Below are 25,028 nucleotides of genomic sequence, written 5' to 3' on the forward strand. Positions count from 1 at the left end.
TTTCGGAATAATGGAAGTGTGGCACTGAGTTGCCCGACGTGTCAAGCGTCGATCGAGTACCGGCGGAAGCCGGCTACTGTGCATGGGGTTGTTTTCGATATTTTGGTCGGGCGCGCCTTGGCTAGGTAACACCGTTGCGATACCGGCGGAACGGCGCCGGAAACCGCCTGATTTCGACCTTCGGTCGATCCAGCAATTGTCAATTGCCGGGCTCGCCGCCGGTAGTGTAAAGCGATTCTAAGGCGGCTTGCCGGAAGCCGCCGTTCCATCCGGGAACCGCTTGATGACGCTGTGGTTTGTGTTCGCGCTGATGACGGTCGCGGCGATCTTTGCCGTGCTGTGGCCGCTCAGCCGCCGCGGGCGCGCGGATACTGGCGGCAGCGAGGTCGTAGTCTACCACGACCAACTCGCCGAAATCGACCGCGACATGGCCGCCGGCATCATCGGTGCCGCCGAGGCCGATGCCGCGCGGGTCGAGATCAGCAGGCGGCTGCTGGCCGCCGCCGATCGGGGCGGACGTGAGGTCCCGGTGCAGGGCAGCCTCAATCTGCGGCGCACTGCCGCGATCGTCGGCCTGGTCGGATTGCCGGTGATTGCCTCGAGCTTCTATCTCGCGCTCGGCTCGCCGCGCCTTGGTGACTTTCCGCTCGCCGAGCGCGGCCGGGTGGCCGACGCCAACCAGCCGCTCACCAATCTGGTCGCGCAGGTCGAGGCGCATCTCGAAAAGAACCCGACCGACGGCCGCGGCTGGACGGTGCTGGCCCCGGTGCTGTCGCGCCTCGGCCGCTACGATGACGCCGTCCGCGCCTATCGCAACGCCATCACCTATGCCGGCGACAGCGCCGATCGCCGCGCCGATCTCGGCGAGGCCTTGATGGGGACTGCCGGCGGCGTCGTCACCGCGGACGCCAAGGCGGAATTCGAGCGCTCCGTCGCGCTGAATGGCGACGATGCCAAGGCGAACTATTTCCTCGGCCTCGCCGCCGAGCAGGACGGCCGCAAGGCCGATGCCGCGGCGCTCTGGCAGAAGATGCTGGCGAAGGCGCCGGCGGACGCGCCGTGGCGGCCGCTGGTGCAGGCCGCGCTGGTGCGGGTCGGCGGAAGCGTGCCCGGCGGCGTGAGCGCGCCGGCGCTGCCCGATGGCGCGGTGGCCGCGGCCAAGGACATGAGCGAGGCCGATCGCGGCACCATGATCAAAGGCATGGTCGATCGGCTGGCGACGCGGCTGAAGACCAATGGCGACGACGTCGAGGGCTGGCTGCGGCTGGTCCGCGCCTATCTCGTGATGGGCGAGCGCGACAAGGCGATGAGCGCGCTCGCGGATGCCCGTCAGGCGGTCGCCAACGATGCGGACCGGTTGCGTCAGCTCAATGAGGGGCTGAAGAATCTCGGGCTGGATGGATAGAGCATGACGCCGAAAAGTGCGCGGCGGTTTTCGGAGGATGTCATGCGCAAGGATGGAACATGACCAGGAAGCAACGGCGTTTGACACTGATCGGCTGCGCGCTCGTCGTGCTCGCGATCGCCGCGGGCCTGGTGCTGAACGCGCTGCGCGATTCCATCGTGTTCTTCTCGACGCCGTCGATGGTCGCCGAAAAGCATCTTGGTCCGGGCAAGCGTTTCCGCCTCGGCGGCCTGGTGGAGCAGGGCTCGCTCAAGCGCGGCGACAATCTCGCCGTGACCTTCACCGTCGGCGACGGCGGCGCGACGCTGCCGGTCGCCTACAAGGGCATCCTGCCGGATTTGTTTCGCGAGGGGCAGGGCGTGGTTGCCGAAGGTGCGCTCGACGCCAGCGGCGTGTTCCGCGCCGACACCGTGCTCGCCAAGCATGACGAGACCTACATGCCGAAGGACGTCGCCGACGCCTTGAAGAAGCAGGGCCACTGGAAGGACGATTACGGCGCCAAATCAAGCAATACGCCGAGCGCCTCCGCGGCGCCGACCCAGGGAGCCGTGCGGTGATTGCAGAAAGTGGACATTACGCCCTGGTGCTCGCGCTCGGGCTGGCGCTGATCCAGTCCATCGTGCCGATCGTCGGCGCGCGCTGGCGCGATGCGGCGCTGATGAACGTCGCGCGCTCGACCGCGCTCGCCCAGTTGCTGTTCGTCGCGGCGTCGTTCGCGGCACTGGTGACGCTGCACGTCACCTCGGATTTCTCGGTCGCCAATGTCTACGAGAATTCGCATTCGCTGAAGCCGCTGCTCTACAAGATCACCGGCGTGTGGGGAAACCATGAAGGATCGATGCTGCTGTGGGTATCGATCCTGGCGCTGTTCGGCGGCCTCGTCGCGGCCTTCGGCAACAATCTGCCGCTGTCGCTGCGTGCGTATGTGCTGGCGGTGCAGGCGTGGGTCGCCAGCGCCTTCTATCTGTTCATCCTGATCACTTCGAACCCGTTCCTGCGCATCGCCAATCCGCCGCTGGAGGGACGCGACCTCAATCCGGTGCTGCAGGACATCGGCCTCGCGGTGCATCCGCCGATGCTCTATCTCGGCTATGTCGGCTTCTCGATCTCGTTCTCGTTCGCGGTGGCGGCGCTGCTCGAGGGACGGATCGACGCCGCCTGGGCGCGCTGGGTGCGGCCGTGGACGCTGATGGCGTGGATTTTCCTGACGCTCGGCATCGCCATGGGCTCGTACTGGGCCTATTACGAGCTCGGCTGGGGCGGCTGGTGGTTCTGGGATCCGGTCGAGAACGCCTCGCTGATGCCGTGGCTTGCCGGCACCGCGCTGTTGCATTCGGCGCTGGTGATGGAGAAGCGCAACGCGCTGAAGGTATGGACCGTGCTGCTGTCGATCCTGACCTTCTCGCTGTCGCTGCTCGGCACCTTCCTGGTGCGCTCCGGCGTTCTCACCTCGGTCCATGCCTTCGCGACCGATCCGACACGCGGCGTGTTCATCCTGCTGATCCTGTTCGTCTTCATCGGCGGCAGCCTGTCGCTCTACGCCTGGCGCGCGCCGGCGCTGAAGCAGGGCGGGCTGTTCGCGCCGATCTCGCGCGAGGGCGCGCTGGTGCTCAACAATTTGCTGCTCACCACCGCCTGCGCGACCGTGTTCATCGGCACGCTGTATCCGCTGGCGCTCGAGGTTCTGACCGGCGAGAAGATCTCGGTCGGCGCGCCGTTCTTCAATTTCACCTTCGCGCCGCTGTTCGTGCCGCTGCTGCTCGCGGTGCCGTTCGGGCCGCTGCTGGCCTGGAAGCGCGGCGATCTGCTCGGCGCGGCGCAGCGGCTGATGGTGGCCGGCATCGTCGCGCTGGTTGCGATGGCGCTGGTGTTGGCGTGGACCTATGGCGGCGCGACCTTGGCGCCGCTCGCGATCGGGCTGGCGGTGTTCGTCATCATGGGCGCGCTGTGCGATCTCGCCGAGCGCATCGCGCTGTTCCGGATTCCGCTGTCGCTCTCGCTGCGCCGCGCGCGCGGCTTGCCGCGCGCCACCTGGGGGACTGCGTTTGCGCATGCCGGTCTCGGCGTCGCGCTGATCGGGATCGTCTGCGAGACCACCTGGAACAGCGAATATATCGGCGCGATGAAGCCCGACGACGTCGCTCGCGTCGCCGGCTACCAACTGCGGCTCGACGGCCTGAACCCGCGGCAGGGTCCGAACTTCCGCGAGATGGTCGCGCAATTCACCGTGACGCGTGACGGCGAGAAGGTCAGCGTGATGACGCCGTCGAAGCGCAACTTCACGACCCGCGGCGCCTCGACGACCGAGGCCGCGCTGATGACGCGCGGCGCCAGCCAGCTCTACATCTCGCTCGGCGATACCTCGGCCGACGGCGCGATCGCGGTGCGCATCTATCACAAGCCGCTGGTGCTGATGATCTGGTGGGGACCGGTGCTGATGGCGTTCGGCGGCCTGCTGTCGCTGTCCGACCGCCGCTTGCGGGTCGGCGCGCCGAAGCCGGCGAAAGCGGCGCGCGCATTGCAGGCGGCCGAGTGATGCGGTCGCGCGCGCTTGCAGCCGCCGTGCTTGCGACGGCCCTGATGCTCGGCGCGATGCCAGCCCGGGCGGTGCTGCCCGACGAGGTCATGGCGGATCCGGCCAAGGAGGCGAGGGCGCGCGAGCTCTCCAAAGAGCTGCGCTGCATGGTCTGCCAGAACCAGTCGATCGACGATTCGGAGGCGCCGCTGGCGCGCGACCTCCGTCTTTTGGTGCGTGAACGCATCTCGGCCGGCGACAGCGACGCCCAGGTGATCGATTTCCTGGTGGCCCGCTACGGCGAATTCGTGCTGCTGAAGCCCCGCCTCAACGAGCACACGCTGCTGCTGTGGCTGACCCCGCCGCTGGCGCTGCTGCTGGGCGGTTTGGCGCTCTGGCGGCTCGGCCGGCGCAAGGCAAATCCGGCCGCGGGCGGGGGCGATTCCGCCCCTGGACTGACGTCCGACGAGCAGGCGCGCCTGGAACGGCTGCTGGCGGCGGAATCCGCGCCGGACAAGCCGCTTTAGTTCCCTCTTAAGTCCTTTATTTACCTGCGCTATTCTGCCGCAGCGGCGGCCGCCTCGATTACAAAAGTTTAATTCCGCAGCCAGCGCGCCGTAAGGCTGATGACCCCATGTTCAGACCCATCAGGTGCTCCCCCCCGGCACCAATGATTCTGGCCCTGGAGATTTCAAGACATGACCGACCGTCCCGACCTCTCGACCCTTCCGTCCTACAAGGCGCCGAAGCGCTCGCTGTTCTCTGCCCGCAAACTCGCGCTGATGGCGTCGGTCGTGGCCGGCCTCGGTGCCGCCACCTATGGCTTCAGCCCCTCGCACAACCCCGCCGACCTGTTCACGACGCCCGCGCATGCGCAGGTCAACAACGAGGTCAAGAAGGTTCAGCAGCCGGTCGGATTTGCCGACATCGTCGAGCGCGTGAAACCGTCGGTGATCTCGGTCAAGGTCAACATTCGCGAGAAGGTCGCGAAGGATGACAGCAACAACAATGACGATTCGCCGTTCCAGCCGGGTTCGCCGATGGAGCGCTTCTTCCGCCGCTTCGGCGGTCCGGATGGCTTGCCCCCGGGCCTGCGCGGTGGACCGCGTGGCGGTGGCGTGGTGACGGGCCAGGGCTCCGGCTTCTTCATCTCGGCAGACGGCTTTGCCGTGACCAACAATCACGTCGTCGACGGCGCCGACAAGGTCGAAGTCACCACCGACGACGGCAAGACCTATTCCGCCAAGGTGATCGGCACCGATCCGCGCACCGACCTCGCGCTGATCAAGGTCGAGGGCGGCTCCAACTTCCAGTTTGCCAAGCTTTCCGAAACCAAGCCGCGCATCGGCGACTGGGTGCTGGCGGTCGGCAATCCGTTCGGCCTCGGCGGCACCGTGACCGCGGGCATCGTCTCGGCCTCCGGCCGCGACATCGGCAACGGCCCGTATGACGATTTCATCCAGATCGATGCGCCCGTGAACAAGGGCAATTCGGGTGGCCCGGCGTTCGACGTGTCCGGTGAGGTGATGGGCGTCAACACGGCGATCTACTCGCCGTCCGGCGGCAGCGTCGGCATCGCGTTCTCGATCCCGGCCCAGACCGTCAAGAGCGTCGTCGCCCAGCTGAAGGACAAGGGCGCGGTCAGCCGTGGCTGGATCGGCGTCCAGATCCAGCCGGTGACCTCCGACATCGCCGACAGCCTCGGCATGAAGAAGGCCGAAGGCGCGCTGGTTGCCGAACCGCAGGCCAACGGCCCCGCGGCCAAGGCCGGCATCGAGTCCGGTGACGTCATCACCGCCGTCAATGGCGAGCCGGTGAAGGATGCGCGCGAGCTCGCCCGCACCATCGGTGGCCTCGCGCCCGGCAACGCCGTGAAGCTGAACGTGCTGCACAAGGGTCAGGACAAGACCGTCAACCTCACGCTCGGCCAGCTGCCGAACAACCTGGAGGCCAAGGCTGACACCGACAAGAGCGACAAGGGCAATTCGTCCCGCGGCACCGACGTGCCGAAGCTCGGCCTCACCGTCGCGCCCGCCAACAGCGTGGCCGGCGCCGGCAAGGATGGCGTGGTCGTGACCGAAGTCGACCCCAAGAGTGCTGCCGCCGAGCGGGGCTTCAAGGAAGGCGACGTGATCCTCGAGGTCGCCGGCAAGTCCGTCGGCACCGCCGGTGAAGTGCGGGATGCGATCACCGCGGCGCGCAATGACAGCAAGAACAGCGTTCTCATGCGCGTGAAGAGCGGCGGTTCGTCGCGCTTTGTGGCAGTGCCGCTGGCGAAGGGATAACTATCTATGAGTTGGAAGGCGTCGCCGGCATCAGTCGCCCCCGCCGACGGCGCTTTCCGGGGGGCGGGCCCCTTGCTCGCTCCCTACGTTGCCTTTCGATGGAATATGCCCCCCTCTGTCGGAAGGTCTCAGGGCGGTGAGGTCCCCCAGCTTCACCGCCCACTTTTTTCAAGCAATCGAGAATATACGCGGTCGTCTTGCATGTGCAGGCCGGCCGCGTCATGCTGACAGAGGGCCAATTCCCGTGACCGCAATCGCTCCGCAAATGCGCATCCTGATCATCGAAGACGACCGTGAGTCAGCCGACTATCTGGTCAAGGCATTCCGCGAAGTCGGCTATATCGCCGATCTCGCCTCCGATGGCGAGGAAGGGCTGTCGATGGCCGAGACCGGCGACTACGACGTGCTGGTTGTGGATCGCATGCTGCCGAAGCGTGACGGCCTGTCGCTGATCGGCAGCCTGCGCGACAAGGGCAACCGGACGCCGGTGCTGATCCTCTCGGCGCTCGGCCAGGTCGATGACCGCATCAAGGGCCTGCGTGCCGGCGGCGACGACTACCTGCCGAAACCCTATTCCTTCGCCGAGCTGCTCGCGCGCGTCGAGGTGCTGTCGCGGCGCAATGTCGGCCCGGCCGAGGAGACGACCTACCGGGTCGGGGACCTCGAGCTCGATCGGCTGTCGCATCGTGTCGCCCGCGGCAAGGACGAGCTGACCTTGCAGCCGCGCGAGTTCCGCCTGCTCGAATATCTCATGAAGCATGCCGGGCAGGTGGTGACGCGCACCATGCTGCTCGAGAATGTCTGGGATTATCATTTCGATCCGCAGACCAACGTCATCGACGTCCACATCTCGCGGCTGCGCTCCAAGATCGACAAGGGTTTTGAGCGGCCGCTGCTGCATACCATCCGCGGCGCGGGGTATATGATCCGTGACGGCATTCGGTAAACTGATCCGGACCACGGCGTTTCGGCTAACGCTGGTCTACCTGTTCCTGTTCGCGCTGTTCGCCGCCTCGCTGCTGGCTTACTTCGCCTGGAACACGCGGCGGCTGATCACCGAGCAGATCACGACGACGGTCAACGTCGAGATCAGCGAGATCACCGACATCTACAACCGCCGCGGCCTGCGCGGCCTGCTGGGCACCATGGGCAACCGCGCGCTGCGGCCGGGCGCCAACCTCTATCTGGTGACGGCGCCGAACGGGCAGATGCTCGCCGGCAATGTCGGCGCGCTGGCACCGGGCGTGATGAGCGTGCAGGGCTGGACCGAGACCGCCTATCGCCGGCTCGACGACCAGGACAAGACCGATCACCGCGCGCTGGTGCGGGTCACCGAGATGGAGAACGGCTTCCGCCTGCTGGTCGGGCGTGACCTCGAGGAGCGGCGGCGGCTGTTCGGCATCGTCGCCAAGGCCGCGCAATGGTCGATCCTCGTCGTCGTCGTGCTCGGCATCGGCGGCGGCATCTTCGTCGCCCGACGCGTGCTGCACCGGATCGACGCCATGACCGGCACCACCAAGCGCATCATGGCGGGCGATCTGTCCGGCCGGCTGCCGGTCGGCCGCAGCGGCGACGAGCTCGATCGCCTGGCGGAAAATCTCAATGCCATGCTCGAGCGCATCGAGGCGCTGATGACGGGGCTGAAGGAGGTCTCCGACAACATCGCCCATGACCTCAAGACGCCGCTGACGCGGCTGCGCAACCGCGCCGAGGAGGCGCTGGCGCGGTCGGGCTGCGAGGCCGACTATCGCGCGGCGCTGGAGCGGACCATCGAGGAATCCGACGGGCTGATCCGCACCTTCAACGCCCTGTTGATGATTGCGCGTGCCGAGTCCGGCCAGGCGCGCGGCAACATGGACGATTTCGACGGTGCCGATGTCGCCAACGGCATCCACGAACTGTACGAGCCGCTGGCCGAGGACGACGGCATGACGCTGCAGGTGAAGACCGTGCCGGCGCCGATTCACGGCAACCGCGAATTGATCAGCCAGGCCGTCGCCAACCTGGTCGAGAATGCCATCAAATACGGCAAGCCCGACGTCAGCGTGCAGCCGCTCAATGCGGATGCGCGGGAGATCCTGATCGAGGCGCGGCGCGAGGGCGACCAGGTCCTGCTCAGCGTCACCGACCACGGTCCGGGCATTCCCGAGGCCGACCGCAAGCACGCGGTCGAGCGGTTCGTCCGGCTCGAGGCGAGCCGGACCTTACCCGGTTCCGGTCTCGGCCTCAGCTTGGCCTCGGCGGTCGCCACGCTTCATGGCGGCGAGCTCAGGCTCGGCGATGCCCATCCGGGGCTGGTCGCCACCCTGGTGCTGCCCGCGCGGGCGGGCGGCAGTGACAGGCTTGCGGCTCAAACGCAGGATGTGCCACAGAAGGCGGCATGAATGCCGCCGCGCCGGGAAACGCGGATCGACATGGTCTGGCCGCGCGGTTCGCGGACGGACCGCGTGTCGCCGCGCCCACATCCGCCGATCAGCGCCTGACCGACTGGTTCGCCGAACTCGAGCCGGCGCAATTGGCCGCGCTCAATGCGCTGCTTGAACATCCGTTCGCACGCGACATCCTGCGCGGCATCGCCGAGTTCTCGCCCTATTTGTTCGAGCTCGCGCGTGCCGACGCCGCGCGGCTGATCCGGATCCTGTCATGCGACCCGGAGTCGCATCTGGCCAACCTGATCGAGGCGACGTCGCGCGAGGTGCTCGCCGCCGGCAGCGAGGCCGACGTGATGGTTCTGCTTCGCCGCATGAAGGCGGAGGCCGCGCTGATGATCGCGCTGTGCGACATCGGCGGCGTCTGGCCGGTGATGCGGGTGACGACGGCCCTGACCGACATCGCGGTGAATTCGGTGCAATCGGCGCTGCGATATTTGTTCCGGCAGGAAGTTGCCCGCGGCCGGATGACCGCCGCCGATCCCGATCACCCAGAAGCAGGCTCGGGCCTGATCGTGCTCGCGATGGGCAAGATGGGGGCCGGCGAGCTGAACTATTCCAGCGACATCGACCTGATCGTGTTCTTCGATCGCGCGGCCACCTCGCTCGCCGAGGACATCGAGCCGCAGCCGTTCTTCGTGCGCGTCACCCAGGCGATGGCGCGGATGCTGCAGCAGCGCTCGGGCGACGGCTATGTGTTCCGGGTCGATCTCAGGCTGCGCCCGGACCCGGCTTCTACCCAGGTCGCGATCTCGACCGACGCGGCTTTGCATTATTACGAGCGCGAGGGACGTACCTGGGAGCGCGCCGCGATGATCAAGGCGCGGCCCTGCGCCGGCGATCCGAAGGCCGGCGAGGCGCTGATCGCCGAGCTCGCGCCGTTCGTCTGGCGCAAGCATCTGGATTTTGCCGCGCTTGCCGATGTCCACGACATGAAGCGGCAGATGCAGACCTATCGCGGCCAGAGCGAGATCTCGGTCGAGGGCCATAACGTCAAGGTCGGCCGCGGCGGCATCCGCGAGATCGAGTTCTTCGCCCAGACCCAGCAGCTGATCGCCGGCGGCCGCCATCCGGAGTTGCGGGTGCGGCCGACGCTGGAGGCGCTCAATGTGCTCGCCAACAGCAACTGGATCACCTTTGAAGCGCGCGACGAATTGACGACGGCCTATGAATTCCTGCGCCGGGTCGAGCACCGGCTGCAGATGATCGCCGACGAGCAGACCCATTCGCTGCCCGAAGCGCCTGAGGATGTCGAGCGCTTTGCGCATTTCTTCGGCTACGAAAATCGCGAGGCCTTCGCCAGAAACCTGCTCGGCCAGCTCAAGATCGTGCAGAACCACTATGGCAAGCTGTTCGAGGGCGACGATCCGACCGGCACCGCAAAGCTGCCGGATATCGACTACGGCGCCGGGCCTGAGGACGCCCGCCTGATCGAACATCTCGCCAATCTCGGCTTCAAGAAGCCCATTGCAGTTGCCGGCACCGTGCAGCAATGGATCGAGGGCGACTATCGCGCGCTGCGCGTCGAGGCGACGCGCGCTGCGTTCCTGGAATTCATCCCCGGCCTGATCGACGGCCTCGCGCATGCCGAGGAGCCTGACGATGCGGTGGCGGCGTTTGACCGTTTCCTCGGCGCGCTGCAGCGGGGCGGGCGGCTGATCTCGCTGCTCAGCCAGAACCGCGATTTCGTCGCGCTGGTGGCGCTGATCCTCGGCGCCGCGCCGCGGCTCGGCGACATGCTGGCGCGGCAGCCGCAGATCATGGACGGCCTGGTCGATCCGCGCTTCTTCGGCGCGATGCCGGACAAGAAGGAACTGTCGGAGCGGCTCGCCGCCACGCTGCAGGATGCCTCGTCCTATGAGGATTTCCTCGATCGTCTGAGATTGTTCGGCCAGGAGAGCCTGTTCCTGATCGGCACGCGGATCCTGTCCGGCACGGTGTCGGCGCAGCACGCCAGCACCGCCTTTGCCGATGTGGCCGAGGGTATCGTTCACACCGTGCACGGCCTCGTCACCGACCAGTTCGCTGCGCAATATGGCCGGATCAAGGGGCAGGAGACCGCGATCATCGCGATGGGCCGGCTCGGCAGCCGCGAGATGACGGCGTCCTCCGACCTCGATTTGATCCTGCTGTACGATTTCGACAGCGAGGCGCCGGACTCCGACGGCGAGCGCTCGCTGCATGGCGCGCAGTATTTTGCCCGCTTCACCCAGCGCCTGATCAGCGCCTTCACGACCCGGACCAATTACGGCGTGCTCTATGAGGTCGACATGCGGCTGCGCCCGTCGGGGCGCGCCGGCCCGGTCGCCTCGCGGATCGATTCATTCTCCGACTACCAGGAGCGCGAGGCCTGGACCTGGGAGCACATGGCGTTGACGCGCGCCCGCGTGATCTCGTCGTCGCCTGAGTTCCGCGAGAAGATCGAGGCGATCATCCGCAGCGTGCTGACCCGGCCGCGCGATGCGGCGTCGACCGCGGCCGACGTTGCCGACATGCGGCGCGCGATCGCGCTGGAGAAGGGCGAGGACGACGTCTGGGACCTCAAGCTCGCCGCCGGCGGGCTCGTCGACATCGATTTCATCGCGCAATATCTCCAGCTCGCGCATGCCGCGGTGAAGCCGGAAATCCTCAGCGTCTCCACGCTGCAGGTGCTCGACAATGCCGCCAAGCTCGGCCTGCTCGGCCAGTCCGAGGCCGAGATCCTGCGCTCCGCGGCGCGGCTCTATCATGACCTGACGCAGATCCTGCGGCTCTGCGTCACCGGCAAGTTCAATCCGGAGACCGCGGGCGAAGACCTGCTGCGCGTGATGGCGAGGGCCGGGGACACGCCCGATTTCTCCGCGCTGGAAGCCCGCCTGCGCGAGACCCAGAGCGAGGTGCGCCGCGTCTTCAACACGATCGTGGGGTAGAGGCGGTAGCGCCTACAATCACCGCTCGATCCACGTCATTGCGAGCGAAGCGAAGCAATCCACGGTTCCGCAAGCGGAGAGGTGGATTGCTTCGTCGCTATCGCTCCTCGCAATGACGGCGGTGCGGAGCGCTCACAGCCTCTAGGAATGATGGTCCAGAAAGCTACGCCTGCTGCTTCAGCTTCTGCAAGGCATCGCGGACGTCGGCATCGAGGCCGGCGCCGCCGGCGTCGAGATGGGCGAAGATCTGCTTGCGCATCCGCGGATCCCAGAACTTCCAGATGTGCTCGGAAATGCCCTGCACGGCACGCTCGCGCCCCTGGCTCTGGAAGAATTTTCCGATCTGGTTCGCCATATAGACCAGTTTGTCAGGCGACGACGACATAAGCGGGCTCCTTGCCGGCCATCGCGCCTGTGACGCGTTCCGGATGCGTAAAGATTTCAAATCCATCGGCGCGAGCGATCGCGGCCAGCGTGATGCCGGCGGCATCCGCCATCCGCACCGCAAGCGCGGTCGGCGCCGACACCGCAGCGATCAGCGGCGCGCCGATCGCGGCGGTCTTCTGCACCATTTCGACCGAAACGCGGCTGGTGAGCAGCACCATGCCTTCGTTGGCGGCGACCTTGTCTCGAGCCAGCGCGCCGGCGAGCTTGTCGAGCGCATTGTGGCGGCCGACATCCTCGCGCAGCGCCACGATGCCGCGCGCGCCCGTCCAGAACGCCGCGGCGTGCACGGCGCGGGTCTGGTGGTTGATCTCCTGCAGCGGCGCAACCGCCGCCACCGCCGCCATGATCTCGCGCGGCGAGAAGGTGCGGCCCACGCGCACCACCGCGGCCGGCCGAACCGCCTCGCTGATGGAATCGAGCCCGCACAGGCCGCAGCCGGTCGGTCCGGCGATGTTGCGCCGCCGCTCCGCGATCCGCTCGGCCCTGTCGGGCCTGAGCCACATCCGAAGCTCGATGCCGTCATCGAGCTCGACGATGTCGAGGGTCTCGATCTCGTCGGCTGCTTGCACGATGCGTTCGCTGAGGCTGAAGCCCACGGCGAAATCGCCGAGGTCCTCGGGCGAGCCCATCATCACGGCGTAGGTACCGCCATTGTAGGTCAGCGCGAGCGGCGTCTCCTCCGGGATCAGGCGCGCGCCGTCGCTGAAGACGCCGTCGCGCCAGACTTTCCGCCTCGATTGGTGGACGGGCTCGCGCATCGTTACTCCGCGGCTTCCACCACCGGCGCAATGCGGCGGGAGTGGCGCGCCTGCTCGTCATAGGCCTTCTGCCAGTCGGACGGACCGTTCGACGGCGAGATCTGCACGGCGGTGACCTTGTACTCCGGACAGTTGGTGGCCCAGTCCGAGAAATCGGTCGTGATGACGTTGGCCTGGGTGTCAGGGTGGTGGAACGTGGTGTAGACCACGCCCGGCGCCACGCGGTCGGTGATCTCGGCACGCAGCGTGGTCTCGCCGGCGCGGCTCGCCAGCCGCACCCAGTCGCCGTCGCGCACGCCGCGCTGCTCGGCGTCGTGCGGATGGATCTCCAGCCGGTCCTCGGCGTGCCACACCACGTTCTCGGTGCGGCGGGTCTGCGCGCCGACATTGTACTGGCTGAGGATGCGCCCCGTCGTGAGCAGCAGCGGATAGCGCGGGCCGGTGCGTTCGTCGGTCGCGATGTATTCGGTGAGGATGAACTTGCCCTTGCCGCGCACGAAGCCGCCGATATGCATCACCGGGGTGCCTTCCGGCGCCTTTTCGTTGCAGGGCCACTGCACCGAGCCGAGCTCGTCGAGCCTGGCATAGGAGACGCCCGCGAAGGTCGGCGTCAGCGCGGCGATCTCGTCCATGATCTCGGATGGATGGGCGTAGTTCATCTCGAAGCCCATCGCCTTGCCGAGCATGATCGTCACTTCCCAGTCGGCATAGCCGTTGAGCGGCGTCATCACCTTGCGGACGCGCTGGATGCGGCGTTCGGCATTGGTGAAGGTGCCGTCCTTCTCGAGGAAGGTCGAGCCGGGCAGGAAGACGTGAGCGTAGTTCGCGGTCTCGTTCAGGAAGAGATCGTGGACGATGACGCATTCCATCGCCGACAGCGCCGCCACCACATGCTTGGTGTTGGGGTCGGACTGCAGGATGTCCTCGCCCTGCACGTAGAGCCCCATGAAGCTGCCTTCGATGGCGGCGTCGAACATGTTCGGGATGCGCAGGCCCGGCTCGTTGTTGAGCTTGACGTTCCACATCGCCTCGAACTGCTCGCGCACCGTGTCGCCGGCGATGTGGCGGTAGCCCGGCAGCTCGTGCGGGAACGAGCCCATGTCGCAGGAGCCCTGCACGTTGTTCTGGCCGCGCAGCGGATTCACGCCGACGCCGGGCCGGCCGATATTGCCGGTCGCCATCGCGAGGTTGGCGATCGCGATCACCGTGGTCGAGCCCTGGCTGTGCTCGGTGACGCCGAGCCCGTAATAGATCGCGCCGTTGCCGCCGGTGGCATAGATTCGGGCCGCCTCGCGCAACGCCTTCGGATCGACGCCGGTCATGATCGCGGTGGCTTCCGGACTGTGCTTCTCCTGGGCGACGAAGGTGGCCCAGTCCTCGAACTCGCTCCAGTCGCAGCGCTCGCGTACGAAGGCCTCATCGACGAGCCCTTCGGTGACGATGACATGGGCGAGCGCGGTCAGCACGGCGACGTTGGTGCCGGGCATCAGCGGCAGATGCAGCGCCTTCACATGCGGCGATTCCACCATCTCGGTGCGGCGCGGATCGATCACGATCAGCCTGGCGCCCTGGCGCAGCCGCTTCTTCAGCCGCGAGGCGAACACCGGATGGGCGGAAGCCGGATTGGCGCCGATGATCAGCACGACGTCGGTGTCCTCCACCGAATCGAAGTCCTGCGTGCCGGCCGAAGTCCCGAAAGTTTGCGACAGGCCGTAGCCGGTCGGCGAGTGGCAGACGCGGGCGCAGGTGTCGACATTGTTGTTGCCGAAGCCGGCGCGGATCAGCTTCTGCACCAGATAGGTTTCTTCATTGGTGCAGCGTGACGAGGTGATGCCGCCGACCGCGTCGCGGCCGTATTTCTGCTGGATGCCCTTGAATTTTGCGGCGGCGAAATTCAAGGCCTCGTCCCACGACACTTCCTGCCAGGGGTCCTCGATCCGCTCGCGGATCATCGGCTTCAGGATGCGCTCCTTGTGGGTGGTGTAACCCCAGGCGAAGCGGCCCTTCACGCAGGAATGGCCGCGATTGGCCTTGCCGTCCTTCCACGGCACCATGCGCACCACTTCCTCGCCGCGCATCTCGGCCTTGAAGGCGCAGCCGACGCCGCAATAGGCGCAGGTGGTGACGACCGAGTGCTCGGGCTGGCCGATCTCGATCACGGATTTCTCGGTCAGCGTCGCGGTCGGGCAGGCCTGCACGCAGGCGCCGCAGGATACGCATTCGGAGCCGAGGAAGCTCTCGTTCATGCCGGGCGAGACGCGGCTGTCGAAGCCGCGGCCGGAGATCGTCAGCGCGAAGGTGCCTTGTACTTCCTCGCAGGCGCGGACGCAGCGCGAGCAGACGATGCACTTCGAGGGATCGTAGGTGAAGTACGGATTGGACTCGTCCTTCGGCATCCAGTTGTCGTTTTCGCAGCCGTGCGATTCGGCGAAGACGTGGTTCTGACCTTCATAGCCGTAGCGCACGTCACGCAAGCCGACGGCGCCCGCCATGTCCTGCAATTCGCAGTCGCCGTTCGCGGCGCAGGTCAGGCAGTCCAGCGGGTGGTCGGAGATGTAGAGCTCCATCACGCCCTTGCGCAGCTTCTTCAGCCGCTCGCTCTGGGTGTGCACGACGAGGCCGGGCATGACCGGCGTCGTGCAGGAGGCGGGCGTGCCGGCGCGGCCCTCGATCTCGACGAGGCAGAGCCGGCAGGAGCCGAAGGCGTCGACCATGTCGGTCGCGCAGAGCTTTGGAATCTGGGTGCCGGCTTCCATCGCTGCGCGCATGATCGAGGTGCCCTCGGGCACCGTGATCTGATTGCCGTCGATGGTCAGCGTGACCATCGTCTCGGATTTGGATTTGGGCGTGCCGAAATCGGTTTCCTGGATCAGCGACATCGTGATTTCCTTGCTATTCCGCGGCCTGCAGGTGGGCCGGTGCGGGACCTAGATCTCCGCCGAAATCTTCCCGGAAGTGTTTCAGTGCGCTCATCACGGGGTAGGGCGTGAAGCCGCCGAGTGCGCACAGCGAGCCGAATTTCATGGTGTTGCAGAGGTCTTCGACAACAGCGAGGTTTTCCGCCACGCGCTCGCCATTGATGATCTTGTTGATGGTCTCGACGCCGCGGGTCGAGCCGATCCGGCACGGCGTGCACTTGCCGCAGGATTCGACGGCGCAGAATTCCATCGCAAAGCGGGCCTGCTTCGCCATGTCGACGCTGTCGTCGAACACCACGATCCCGCCATGGCCGATCAGGCCGTCGCGCGCGGCGAACGCTTCATAGTCGAACGGCGTGTCGAACAGCGCGCGCGGGAAGTAGGCCCCGAGCGGGCCGCCGACTTGAACCGCGCGCACCTCGCGCCCGGTGAAGGTGCCGCCGCCGATCTCGTCGACGAGTTCGCCGAGCGTGACGCCGAAGGCGGTCTCGAACAGCCCGCCGTATTTGATGTTGCCGGCGAGCTGGATCGGCATCGTTCCGCGCGAGCGGCCCATGCCGAAATCGGCGTAGGCCTTGGCGCCGTTGTCGAGGATGAAGGGAATCGCCGCGAACGACAGCACGTTGTTGATCACGCTCGGGCGGCCGAACAGCCCCTTATGCGCCGGCAGCGGCGGCTTGGCCCGCACGATGCCGCGGCGGCCCTCGAGGCTTTCCAGCAACGAGGTCTCTTCGCCGCAGACATAGGCGCCGGCGCCGACCCGCACCTCGAGATCGAACTCATGGGCGGAGCCGCCGATGCGCTTGCCGAGCAAGCCGGCGCGGCGGGCGGCCACGATCGCCGCGTTCATCGCCTCGACCGCGTGCGGATATTCCGAGCGGATGTAGATGTAGCCCTTGGTGGCGCCTACCGTGACACCTGCGATCGTCATGCCCTCGATCACGACGAAGGGGTCGCCTTCCATGATCATGCGGTCGGCGAAGGTGCCGCTGTCGCCTTCGTCGGCGTTGCAGACGATGTATTTGCGGTCGGCGCTGGCCTGCGCCACGGTCTTCCACTTGATGCCAGTCGGGAAGCCGGCGCCGCCGCGGCCGCGCAGACCGGACGTCGTGACGTCGGCGAGGATCTGGTCGGAGGTCAGCGTCAGCGCCCGCTCCAGGCCCTTGTAGCCGCGATGGGCGCGGTAGTCGTCGACCGAGCGCGGATCGATCACGCCGCAGCGGGCGAAGGTCAGCCGGGTCTGGCGCTTCAGCCAGGGAATCTCGTCCGTGATACCAAGCCGCAGCGCGTGCTGGCCGCTGCCGGCCATCTCGTCGAGCAGTGATGGCACGTCTGCCGCCGTCACCGGGCCGAATCCGATGCGGCCCTGGGCGGTCACAAGCTCGACCATCGGCTCCAGCCAGCACAGCCCGCGCGAGCCGTTCCTGACGATCTCGATCGCTGCGCCACGCGCCGCTGCGGCCCGCTCGAAGGCGAGGGCGACATCGTCGGCGCCGACGGCGACGGCCGCGGCATCGCGGGGGACGTAGATTCGCATCGTCATCGCTGTGCCTCCGCGACCAGCGCGTCGATGCGCGCTTCATCGAGCCGGCCGACCACGCGGCCATCGAGCATCGCCGAGGGCGCGGTGGCGCACAGCCCGAGGCAGTAGATCGGCTCCAGCGTCACGCGGTCATCCGCCGTGGTGTTGCCCAGGGCAACGCCGAGCTTGGCTTCCGCGCGCGCCGCCAGCGCATCGCCGCCGGCGGCCTGGCAGGCCTCGGCGCGGCACAGCTTGAGGACGTGGCGGCCCGCAGGTTGCTTCCGGAAATCATGGTAGAAGGTGAAGACGCCGTGCACCTCGGCGCGCGACAGGTTGAGCGCCTCCGCCACCATCGGGATCGCAGGCTCCGGCACGTAGCCGAAGGCCTCCTGCAGCGCGTGCAGGATCACCAGCGTGGCGCCTTCGAGCCCGGCATGCTCGGCGATGATTTCAGCGCCGCGCGCCTTGTCCCAAGGTTCGTATCCCACCGTCATCAGCGCTTCTCACGATCAGTTTTTTGCTTCGCACATGAGAGTTGGAATCCTTCGAAACATCAATAAAGCTGTCTCATGCGGCGATTGCGAAACGCGATTAATAGCGTCGCCGAATGGATCGATGCGGTTTCGTAATAATGTTCTGGAATCACGCACTTCCGCGGCGCTTTGGATTTCGGGATCGCACCCCGATCGTGCTACCTATGGACGTGTCGGGCTGCCGCTTGGGGCGCCGTTTTCCGAAGGGATCTGAACCTTGATCGACAAGCTGGAACTTCTGCTGGCGCTGGCCAAGGAACGGCATTTCGGCCGGGCTGCGGAGGCCTGCGGCGTCACCCAGCCGACGATGTCGACCAGCCTCAAGCAGCTCGAGGAAATCCTCGGCGTCATGCTGGTGCAGCGCGGATCCCGCTTCCAGGGCTTCACGCCGGAAGGGGAGCGGACGCTGGACTGGGCGCGGCGCATCGTCGGCGATGCGCGCGCGATGAAGCAGGAGATCAACAGCCTCAAGGACAAGCTGTCGGGCGAGATCCGGATCGCGGCGATCCCGACCGCGCTCGGCATGGTGGCCTCGCTGACCACGCCGTTCCGGGCGCGCCATCCCGATGTGCGGTTCCGCATCCAGTCGTGCACGTCGGCCGATGTGCTCGGCCTGCTCGAGAATCTCGAGGTCGATGCCGGGCTGACCTATATCGAGAACGAGCCGATCGGCAAGGTCCGCACCATCCCGCTCTATAACGAGAGCTATCGCTTGCTGACGGCGCCGGATGCGATGTTCGGCGACCGCAAGCAGGTGACGTGGAAGGAAGTCGGCACCGTGCCGCTCTGTCTGCTCACGCCCGACATGCAGAACCGCCGCATCATCGATCGCGCGCTGACCTCGGTCGGCGCGGAGGCGACGCCGACGCTGACGTCGAACTCACTGCTCGTGCTCTACACCCATGTGAAGACCGGCCGCTGGGCCAGCGTGATGCCGGCCAAGCTCGCCGAGACGCTCGGCCTTGCGGATGCCGTGCGCAGCATTCCGATCGTCGATCCGGTCGTGGACTACAGCATTGGCCTCGTGATCCCGCAGCGCGATCCGATGACGCCGTTGATCGCAGCCCTGGTGCAGGTCGCACGCGAGGTCGCGCCGACGCTCGAGAGCGCGTAGCTCCCGGCATTCTCTCGCAGCCTTTTCGCCACGGTTCCGGCACAGCAGCAACCGACCACGCGTTGTGTGCTTGCGTTGAAGCAAGTCCTGGTGTTCAGCCGGCGAACAATCTTCGCTTGCTCGCAGCAAAGATGGAACTCAGCGCCGGCTCGGCGGTTGCATTGCGGCGTCCCGGTCAGCGAGCAGGAGCTGCTTTGAATCGTCGCCAGTTACTCCACGGATCGGCCGTGTTGCCGACACTCATGTTCTTGCCACAGCGCCAGGCCGCCGCCGCAGGGAGCGCGACGGACGCACCCTTCAACCCAGGCATGGTCAGGGAGCTTGCGCGCAATCTCGCCGGCAAGTCGTTCGAGGCGCCGGACGAGAAGTTGCCGAACGGTCTGACGGACCTGAACTACGACCAGTACCGCTCGATCCGCTTCACGCCCGAGCGCGCGCTGTGGCGCGGCGCGAAGCTGCCGTTCGAAGCGCAGTTCTTCCACCGCGGCTTCTTCTACAAGAACAAGGTCAAGATCTTCGAGGTCGCCGACGGCAAGGTCAGCGAAGTCAAGTACAGCAAGGACATGTTCTCGTTCGGCGAGACCGTGCCTGACTTCACCGAGACCGACCTCGGCTTTGCCGGATTTCGCATCCACGCGCCGATCAACAAGCCGAACTACTATGACGAGGTCTGCGTCTTCCTCGGCGCGAGCTATTTCCGCGCGGTCGCCAAGGACGAGACCTACGGCCTGTCGGCGCGCGGCCTGTCGATCGATACCGGCGAAGCCAAGGGCGAGGAGTTTCCGTTCTTCAAGGCGTTCTGGCTCGAGCGTCCTGTGCCCAACGCAACTTCGCTGGTCATTCACGCCTTGCTCGACAGCAAGAGCTGCGCGGCAAGCTACCGCTTCACGATCAGGCCTGGAGCGACCACGGTGTTCGATGTCGAGGCATCGCTCTATCCGCGTGCCGATCTTGAGCACGTGGGCCTTGCGCCGATGACGAGCATGTTCTTCTTCGGGCCCAACGATCGCAACGAGGTCGACGACTTTAGGCCGTCCGTGCACGATTCGGACGGGCTTGCGATCTACAACGGCAAGGGCGAGAGCCTGTGGCGCCCGCTGAGCAATCCGCGCGACCTCCAGATCAGCACGTTCCAGGACGTCAATCCGCATGGCTTCGGTCTGATGCAGCGCGAGAAGAATTTCTTCGCCTATCAGGACATCGAATCGCGCTTCGAGAAGCGTCCGAGCTTGTGGGTCGAGCCGATCGGCGACTGGGGCGAGGGCGCGGTCATCCTGTTCGAGATCCCGACCAAGGAAGAGATCCACGACAACATCGCCGCGTTCTGGCGGCCGAAGGCGCCGCTCAAGGCCAAGAGCGAGACCAATTTCACCTATCGCCTGCATTGGGGGCCGGATGCGCCGAAGCCGCATTCGCTCGCGCGCTTCACGCGCAGCGGCATCGGCGCCCATGGCGAGAACAGCAAGCTGTTCGTGCTCGACCTGTTCGGGGACAATCTGAAGGGGATCGATCCCAATAGCGTCAAGGGCGTCGTGACGGCCGAGAAGTCCGAGATCACGAATGTCGTCACGCAGCCAAATCCGAATACCGGCGGATGGCGGCTCAGCTTCCAATGCGCCGTCAAGAAGGACCCGGTCGAGCTGCGTGCGCATCTGGCGCAGGATGACAAGCCGCTCTCCGAGATCTGGGTCTATCGATGGGCGCCATAGTCACGTCACCTCATCCCGACGTCGCCGCGGCGGCCGACGGCTTCCTGCCACAAGAGAGCCCGCTTGCGATGTCGGCGGCCGATCTCGGCCGGCCGCCGCATGCGGTGAGCAAGCCGGTGTCGGTCGGTGCGGGCATGTTGATGCGTCGCGCGTTCGTCCTGATGCTGACGGCGGCGCTGACCGGTGCCGGCGCCTACGAGATGTACATGGTGGTCCAGGTCGGCGGCGTGACGATCATGGAAGGCATGGTGCTGGTGCTGTTCGTCGCGCTGCTCGCCTGGATCGCGTTTTCGTTCGCTTCGGCGCTCGCCGGCTTCTTCGCCCTGCTTCGGCGCAACGGCAACGCCCTGCCGATCCGCGACGATGGTCCCTTGCCGCAACTCGCGAGCCGGACCGCGGTCCTGCTCCCGACCTACAACGAGAATCCGCATCAATTGATGGCGCGCCTGCGCGCCATCTACGAGTCCGTCGCGGCGACCGGGCAGGGCGAGAGCTTCGACTGGTTCGTGCTCAGCGACACCCGCGATCCCGATATCTGGATCGCCGAGGAACGGGCGTTCGTCGAACTGTGCGAGGCCTGCGGCGCGCAGCGGCTGTTCTACCGGCATCGCGCCGACAATACGGCGCGCAAGTCCGGCAATGTCGGCGAGTGGATCACGCGGTTTGGCGGCGCCTATCGGTTCATGATCGTGCTCGACGCCGACAGCCTGATGTCGGGCGAAACCATGGTGCGGATGGCGCACGCGATGGAGACCAACCCGCAGGCGGCGCTGCTGCAGACGCTGCCGGTCATCGTCAACGCGCGCAGCCTGTTCAGCCGTCTGCAGCAGTTTGCCGGCCGGCTCTATGGGCCGATGGTCGCCGCCGGCGTTGCGTGGTGGCACGGCTCCGAGGGCAATTACTGGGGACACAATGCCATCATCAGGATCGAGGCATTTGCACAGCAGGCGGGGCTGCCCGAGCTCTCCGGACGCAAGCCGTTCGGCGGACATATCCTGAGCCACGACTTTGTCGAGGCGGCGCTGATGCGGCGCGCCGGCTGGGGCATCTACATGGCGCCGATGCTCGGCGGCAGTTTTGAGGAGGTGCCGCCGTCGCTCTTGGATTTTGCCGCGCGCGACCGGCGCTGGTGCCAGGGCAATCTGCAGCATCTCGCCGTGCTGAGGACGCGCCGGCTGCACTGGATCTCGCGGCTGCATTTCATGACCGGGATCGGCTCCTACATCACCGCGCCACTCTGGCTGTCGTTCCTGCTGCTCGGAATCCTGATCTCGTTGCAGGCGCGCTTCATTCGGCCCGAATATTTTCCGAAGGGTTTTTCGCTGTTCCCGAACTGGCCGGCGCAGGACCCGGTGCTCGCCGCCTGGGTATTTGGCCTCACCATGGCGCTGCTGATCGTGCCGAAGCTGCTCGGCTTCATCCTGTTGCTGACGCGGTCGGACGTGCGTCGCCAATTCGGCGGCGGTTTCCGGGCGCTGACAGGCGTGATCGCCGAGGTGCTGATCTCGGCGATGATCGCGCCGGTCATGATGGTGTTCCAGTCGATCGCGGTCGTCGAGATCCTGCTCGGCCGGGATGCCGGCTGGCAGACGCAGCGGCGCGACGACGGCGCGGTCGAGCGGCGGGAGCTCTATCGCAAGTACGGCGTTCCGACCGCCTGCGGTGTCGCGATGGCGATGAGCGCCTGGGCGGTGTCGTTGCCGCTGCTGCTGTGGATGTCGCCAGTGATCGTCGGCCTCTTGTTTGCGATTCCGATCGGGGCCTGGACCGCAAGGCCCGCGATGCGCGCGCTGTTCGTGACGCCGGAGGAAGCTAAGCCGCCGCGCGTGCTGGTCCGAGCCAATGAGCTCGCATCGTCGCCGGCACACGCATCGGCCCCCGCGCTCGCGACGTTGCGACAGGATTCCGGGCTGCTGTATCGTCATCTCTCGTCGCTGCCGCCGGCGTGGCGCGGCGGTCCGGGCGAGATCGATCTTCACCTCGCAGTGGCGCGGGCGCGGATCGAGGCAAGCGACAGCTTCGACCAGGCAGTCCGCCATCTCACGCCTCGCGAGACGCTGGCCGTGCTCGGTGATTCCGCGCTGCTGGAAGGGGTGCTTGCGAAGTAGTGTGAGGGCTCAGGCCGCTTCCGGCAGCTTCGTCTGCAGGGACCGCGGATCGCGCGGCAGCGTGACGCGCACGACGGTGCCGACGCCGAGCTTGGAGCGCAGCCGCATCGAGCCGCCGTGCAGATTGGTGAGCGAGCGCGCGATCGCAAGTCCGAGACCGGAGCCCTGGTAGCTCTTGGTGAGCTGGCTCTCGACCTGCTCGAACGGCTTGCCGAGCCGGCGCAACGATTCCGGCGCGATGCCGATGCCGCTGTCGGCGATCAACAGCACGATCGAGTCATCCAGCATCTGGCCGCGCACCAGCACGCGGCCGTGGTCGGGCGTGAACTTCACCGCATTGGAGAGCAGGTTGACGATGATCTGCTTGACCGCGCGGCGGTCGGCGACGACCGAGATCGTGCTTTCGATATTCGACTCCAGCGACAATCCCTTGTGCTCGGCGCGGCCGGAGACCACCCGCAGCGACTCCGCGAGGATGCCGGAGAGATCGAGCGGCTCCATGTCGAACTTCATGCGGCCGGCCTCGATCTTCGACATATCGAGGATGTCGTTGATGACCTCGAGCAGGTATTTCCCCGACGTCAGGATGTCGTGGCAGTACTCTGCGTATTTGTCCGAGCCGAGCGTGCCGAACAGGCCGCTGCCCATGATCTCGGAGAAGCCGATGATGGCGTTGAGCGGGGTGCGCAGCTCATGGCTCATATTGGCGAGGAATTTCGACTTCGCCGCGTTGGCGTCCTCGGCGCGGGTTTTTTCCTGCGAGTATTTTTCGGCGAGGTCGGCGAGCTCGACGGCCTGCCGTTCCAGCTCGGCTTGCGAGCGCTGCAGGTCGATCACGGTGGCGCGCAGGCGCAGGTCGTTGTCGACCAGCTTCTGCTCGTGCGCCTTGATGCGGGTGATGTCGGTGCCGACGGAGACGTAGCCGCCGTCCTTGGTGCGGCGCTCGCTGATGTGCAGCCAGCTGCCGTCGTCAAGCTGGGCCTCGAAGGTGCGGGCGCCGGGCGCCGGGACGCCGCTCTCGTGCAGGCGGGTGCGCACTTCCGGCATGCTGCCGACCTCGATCACGGTCTCGTAGGAGGTGCCGGGGCTGACGGCGGAATCGGGCAGCTTGTGCAGCCGCTGGAAGTGCGAGTTGCAGAGCACGAGGCGGTCGTCGGCATCCCAGAGCACGAAAGCCTCGGGAATGGTCTCGATCGCGTCGCGCAGTCTGAGATCGGCTTCCACAGACTTCTCGGCGAGGCTTTTCTGCTCGGTGATGTCGACCGCGATGCCGATCAGGTGCAGGCCGCCGTCGGCGGCAGCATGGCTGAGCTCGCAGCGCACCCGCAGCCAGATCCAGTGGCCGCCCACATGGCGCATGCGGAAGCTCTGGTCGATGTGATCGATCTTGCCCGAGATCAGCTGGTCGGCGATGTCGAACAGGTTGATGTCGTCCGAATTCACCAGCGCGTTGACCTCGCCGAAGGTGAGGAGGTCGTTGCGGGTGTCGAGGCCGAGCAGGGTGAACATCGACTGCGACCAGAAGATCCGGCCGCGCGACAGGTCCCAGTCCCACAATCCGCAGCGGCCGCGGTTGAGCGCGGTGTCGATCCGGCCGCGCACGGCGTCGTTGATCAGGTCGCCCTCGCGGGCGCGGGTCGATTGCCAGTGGAACGCGAAGCCGAGGATCAGCACCACGAAGCTCGTGGTCGCCGACAGCGTCACCGAGAGCGCCGCGTCCGATCCCCAGATTGGCTCGTTCATCTCCTGGATGACGACGACCTGGCCGGGCAGCGACTTGACGAGCTGCGAGATCGCCAGCGCGCCGGTGCCGCCGGGCAGTGTCATGTCGCTGACCGTGCCCTGCTGGCCGGGCGCGACGAGCAGCTGCGCGGTGGAGACGATGTCGAGGATGCGGTCGTTCTCGCCGGCGCCATCGACCGGCACGCGCGCCAGCACGCGGTGATCGGCGCTGGTGATGATGACGTGGCGGCCGTAGGCGATGCCCCAGGACGGGATCAGGTCCGGCAGCAGTTCCTGCATCCGCTCGATGTTGGCGAGCCGGTCGCGCCGCACCGAGGTCAGGCGATCGAGACGTTCGGCGAGGATGTCGGACAGCGCGGCGAGGTCGCGCTTCATCGCGCCGCGCTTCTGCCGGTTCTGGTCGATCACCTGGACGAAGGCGCCGAGGCAGATCGTGATGAGGAAGGCGATGATGAGGGTAGGGACAGCGCGGCGCAGTGCAGGCTCGGCCGTCAGGAGCCTGTGATAGGCCGGTTTCGCGATCGACTGCGCCAATCCCTTGATCGAATCGGATTGGACGCACGCGTTCGCTGCATGCGCGCGCGCCATGCCTGAGACCCCCGCTCTAAGCTGATTTTTTACCCGGTTCGGATG

Annotated in this window: 17 protein-coding genes; 11 read left to right on the forward strand and 6 right to left on the reverse strand. The window is 66.5% G+C overall.

Features of this window, described 5'->3' with window-relative positions; genetic code table 11:
* Positions 1-283 precede the first annotated feature (283 nt).
* From ccmI to J6525_RS03040, 8 genes are all read left to right on the forward strand, one after another.
* On the forward strand, positions 284-1,405 hold the full coding sequence (ccmI, locus tag J6525_RS03005) for a c-type cytochrome biogenesis protein CcmI (RefSeq protein WP_225641922.1): 1,122 nt from the start codon (positions 284-286) through the stop codon (positions 1,403-1,405).
* Between the two features lie 59 nt (positions 1,406-1,464).
* Positions 1,465-1,962 (forward strand): cytochrome c maturation protein CcmE, encoded by a 498-nt coding sequence (gene ccmE, locus J6525_RS03010; protein ID WP_225641925.1) that lies wholly within the window; start codon positions 1,465-1,467, stop codon positions 1,960-1,962.
* Positions 1,959-3,941 (forward strand): heme lyase CcmF/NrfE family subunit, encoded by a 1,983-nt coding sequence (locus J6525_RS03015; protein WP_092079692.1) that lies wholly within the window; start codon positions 1,959-1,961, stop codon positions 3,939-3,941. The genes ccmE and J6525_RS03015 overlap by 4 nt, the downstream gene beginning before the upstream one ends.
* The gene (locus J6525_RS03020) at positions 3,941-4,447 is read left to right on the forward strand and encodes a cytochrome c-type biogenesis protein (protein ID WP_141340771.1); all 507 of its coding nucleotides are present in this window, start codon (positions 3,941-3,943) and stop codon (positions 4,445-4,447) included. The genes J6525_RS03015 and J6525_RS03020 overlap by 1 nt, the downstream gene beginning before the upstream one ends.
* Before the next feature lie 171 nt (positions 4,448-4,618).
* Entirely contained in the window at positions 4,619-6,205 is a 1,587-nt protein-coding gene (locus J6525_RS03025; RefSeq protein ID WP_057020253.1) for a Do family serine endopeptidase, read from the forward strand.
* Between the two features lie 265 nt (positions 6,206-6,470).
* A complete protein-coding gene (locus tag J6525_RS03030; RefSeq protein ID WP_016842329.1) occupies positions 6,471-7,151 on the forward strand; it encodes a response regulator transcription factor in 681 nt (226 codons plus the stop codon).
* Positions 7,135-8,589 (forward strand): sensor histidine kinase, encoded by a 1,455-nt coding sequence (locus tag J6525_RS03035; protein ID WP_092079699.1) that lies wholly within the window; start codon positions 7,135-7,137, stop codon positions 8,587-8,589. Before J6525_RS03030 ends, J6525_RS03035 begins: the two co-directional genes overlap by 17 nt.
* Entirely contained in the window at positions 8,586-11,543 is a 2,958-nt protein-coding gene (locus J6525_RS03040) for a bifunctional [glutamine synthetase] adenylyltransferase/[glutamine synthetase]-adenylyl-L-tyrosine phosphorylase (protein ID WP_225641933.1), read from the forward strand. The genes J6525_RS03035 and J6525_RS03040 overlap by 4 nt, the downstream gene beginning before the upstream one ends.
* Positions 11,544-11,706: 163 nt before the next feature.
* On the opposite strand, the gene J6525_RS03045 is transcribed toward J6525_RS03040, so the two are convergent.
* From J6525_RS03045 to J6525_RS03065, 5 genes are read right to left on the reverse strand one after another with little or no spacing between them, the layout of a single operon-like run.
* Positions 11,707-11,928 (reverse strand): formate dehydrogenase subunit delta, encoded by a 222-nt coding sequence (locus J6525_RS03045; protein ID WP_225641935.1) that lies wholly within the window; start codon positions 11,926-11,928, stop codon positions 11,707-11,709.
* Entirely contained in the window at positions 11,912-12,748 is an 837-nt protein-coding gene (gene fdhD / locus J6525_RS03050) for a formate dehydrogenase accessory sulfurtransferase FdhD (RefSeq protein ID WP_225641937.1), read from the reverse strand. The genes J6525_RS03045 and fdhD overlap by 17 nt, the downstream gene beginning before the upstream one ends.
* A 2-nt stretch (positions 12,749-12,750) precedes the next feature.
* A complete protein-coding gene (gene fdhF / locus J6525_RS03055) occupies positions 12,751-15,627 on the reverse strand; it encodes a formate dehydrogenase subunit alpha (protein WP_225641939.1) in 2,877 nt (958 codons plus the stop codon).
* A 13-nt stretch (positions 15,628-15,640) separates the two neighbouring features.
* On the reverse strand, positions 15,641-17,209 hold the full coding sequence (locus J6525_RS03060; protein ID WP_225641942.1) for an NADH-ubiquinone oxidoreductase-F iron-sulfur binding region domain-containing protein: 1,569 nt from the start codon (positions 17,207-17,209) through the stop codon (positions 15,641-15,643).
* Complete coding sequence (locus tag J6525_RS03065) at positions 17,206-17,682, reverse strand: formate dehydrogenase subunit gamma (RefSeq protein WP_028331545.1); 477 nt, start codon at positions 17,680-17,682, stop codon at positions 17,206-17,208. Before J6525_RS03065 ends, J6525_RS03060 begins: the two co-directional genes overlap by 4 nt.
* A 256-nt stretch (positions 17,683-17,938) precedes the next feature.
* On the opposite strand from J6525_RS03065, the gene J6525_RS03070 reads away from it, so the two are divergent.
* The 3 genes from J6525_RS03070 (at position 17,939) to mdoH (ending at position 22,652) form a co-directional block, all read left to right on the forward strand.
* Entirely contained in the window at positions 17,939-18,835 is an 897-nt protein-coding gene (locus tag J6525_RS03070; RefSeq protein ID WP_018270739.1) for a LysR family transcriptional regulator, read from the forward strand.
* A gap of 242 nt (positions 18,836-19,077) precedes the next feature.
* Positions 19,078-20,544 carry a glucan biosynthesis protein G gene (locus J6525_RS03075; RefSeq protein ID WP_225641944.1) on the forward strand — a complete coding sequence of 489 codons (1,467 nt, stop codon included), beginning with the start codon at positions 19,078-19,080 and terminating at the stop codon, positions 20,542-20,544.
* Positions 20,532-22,652, forward strand: a complete 2,121-nt coding sequence (mdoH, locus tag J6525_RS03080; protein WP_225641947.1) for a glucans biosynthesis glucosyltransferase MdoH — start codon at positions 20,532-20,534, stop codon at positions 22,650-22,652. The genes J6525_RS03075 and mdoH overlap by 13 nt, the downstream gene beginning before the upstream one ends.
* A 9-nt stretch (positions 22,653-22,661) precedes the next feature.
* Here mdoH and J6525_RS03085 read toward each other — a convergent pair whose 3' ends face one another.
* On the reverse strand, positions 22,662-24,983 hold the full coding sequence (locus J6525_RS03085) for a sensor histidine kinase (RefSeq protein ID WP_225641956.1): 2,322 nt from the start codon (positions 24,981-24,983) through the stop codon (positions 22,662-22,664).
* Between the last annotated feature and the right edge of the window lie 45 nt (positions 24,984-25,028).

The sequence above is a fragment of the Bradyrhizobium australafricanum genome, from assembly GCF_020329495.1.
GTDB lineage: Bacteria > Pseudomonadota > Alphaproteobacteria > Rhizobiales > Xanthobacteraceae > Bradyrhizobium > Bradyrhizobium australafricanum.

What these genes read in the sequence shown, in the direction of transcription:
- ccmI (WP_225641922.1), top strand. Translation starts at nt 284, where the DNA reads ATGACGCTGTGGTTTGTGTTCGCGCTGATGACGGTCGCGGCGATCTTT.
- ccmE (WP_225641925.1), top strand. Translation starts at nt 1,465, where the DNA reads ATGACCAGGAAGCAACGGCGTTTGACACTGATCGGCTGCGCGCTCGTC.
- J6525_RS03020 (WP_141340771.1), top strand. Translation starts at nt 3,941, where the DNA reads ATGCGGTCGCGCGCGCTTGCAGCCGCCGTGCTTGCGACGGCCCTGATG.
- J6525_RS03025 (WP_057020253.1), top strand. Translation starts at nt 4,619, where the DNA reads ATGACCGACCGTCCCGACCTCTCGACCCTTCCGTCCTACAAGGCGCCG.
- J6525_RS03030 (WP_016842329.1), top strand. Translation starts at nt 6,471, where the DNA reads ATGCGCATCCTGATCATCGAAGACGACCGTGAGTCAGCCGACTATCTG.
- J6525_RS03040 (WP_225641933.1), top strand. Translation starts at nt 8,586, where the DNA reads ATGAATGCCGCCGCGCCGGGAAACGCGGATCGACATGGTCTGGCCGCG.
- J6525_RS03045 (WP_225641935.1), bottom strand. Translation starts at nt 11,928, where the DNA reads ATGTCGTCGTCGCCTGACAAACTGGTCTATATGGCGAACCAGATCGGA.
- fdhD (WP_225641937.1), bottom strand. Translation starts at nt 12,748, where the DNA reads ATGCGCGAGCCCGTCCACCAATCGAGGCGGAAAGTCTGGCGCGACGGC.
- fdhF (WP_225641939.1), bottom strand. Translation starts at nt 15,627, where the DNA reads ATGTCGCTGATCCAGGAAACCGATTTCGGCACGCCCAAATCCAAATCC.
- J6525_RS03060 (WP_225641942.1), bottom strand. Translation starts at nt 17,209, where the DNA reads ATGACGATGCGAATCTACGTCCCCCGCGATGCCGCGGCCGTCGCCGTC.
- J6525_RS03065 (WP_028331545.1), bottom strand. Translation starts at nt 17,682, where the DNA reads ATGACGGTGGGATACGAACCTTGGGACAAGGCGCGCGGCGCTGAAATC.
- J6525_RS03075 (WP_225641944.1), top strand. Translation starts at nt 19,078, where the DNA reads ATGTTCTTGCCACAGCGCCAGGCCGCCGCCGCAGGGAGCGCGACGGAC.
- mdoH (WP_225641947.1), top strand. Translation starts at nt 20,532, where the DNA reads ATGGGCGCCATAGTCACGTCACCTCATCCCGACGTCGCCGCGGCGGCC.
- J6525_RS03085 (WP_225641956.1), bottom strand. Translation starts at nt 24,983, where the DNA reads ATGGCGCGCGCGCATGCAGCGAACGCGTGCGTCCAATCCGATTCGATC.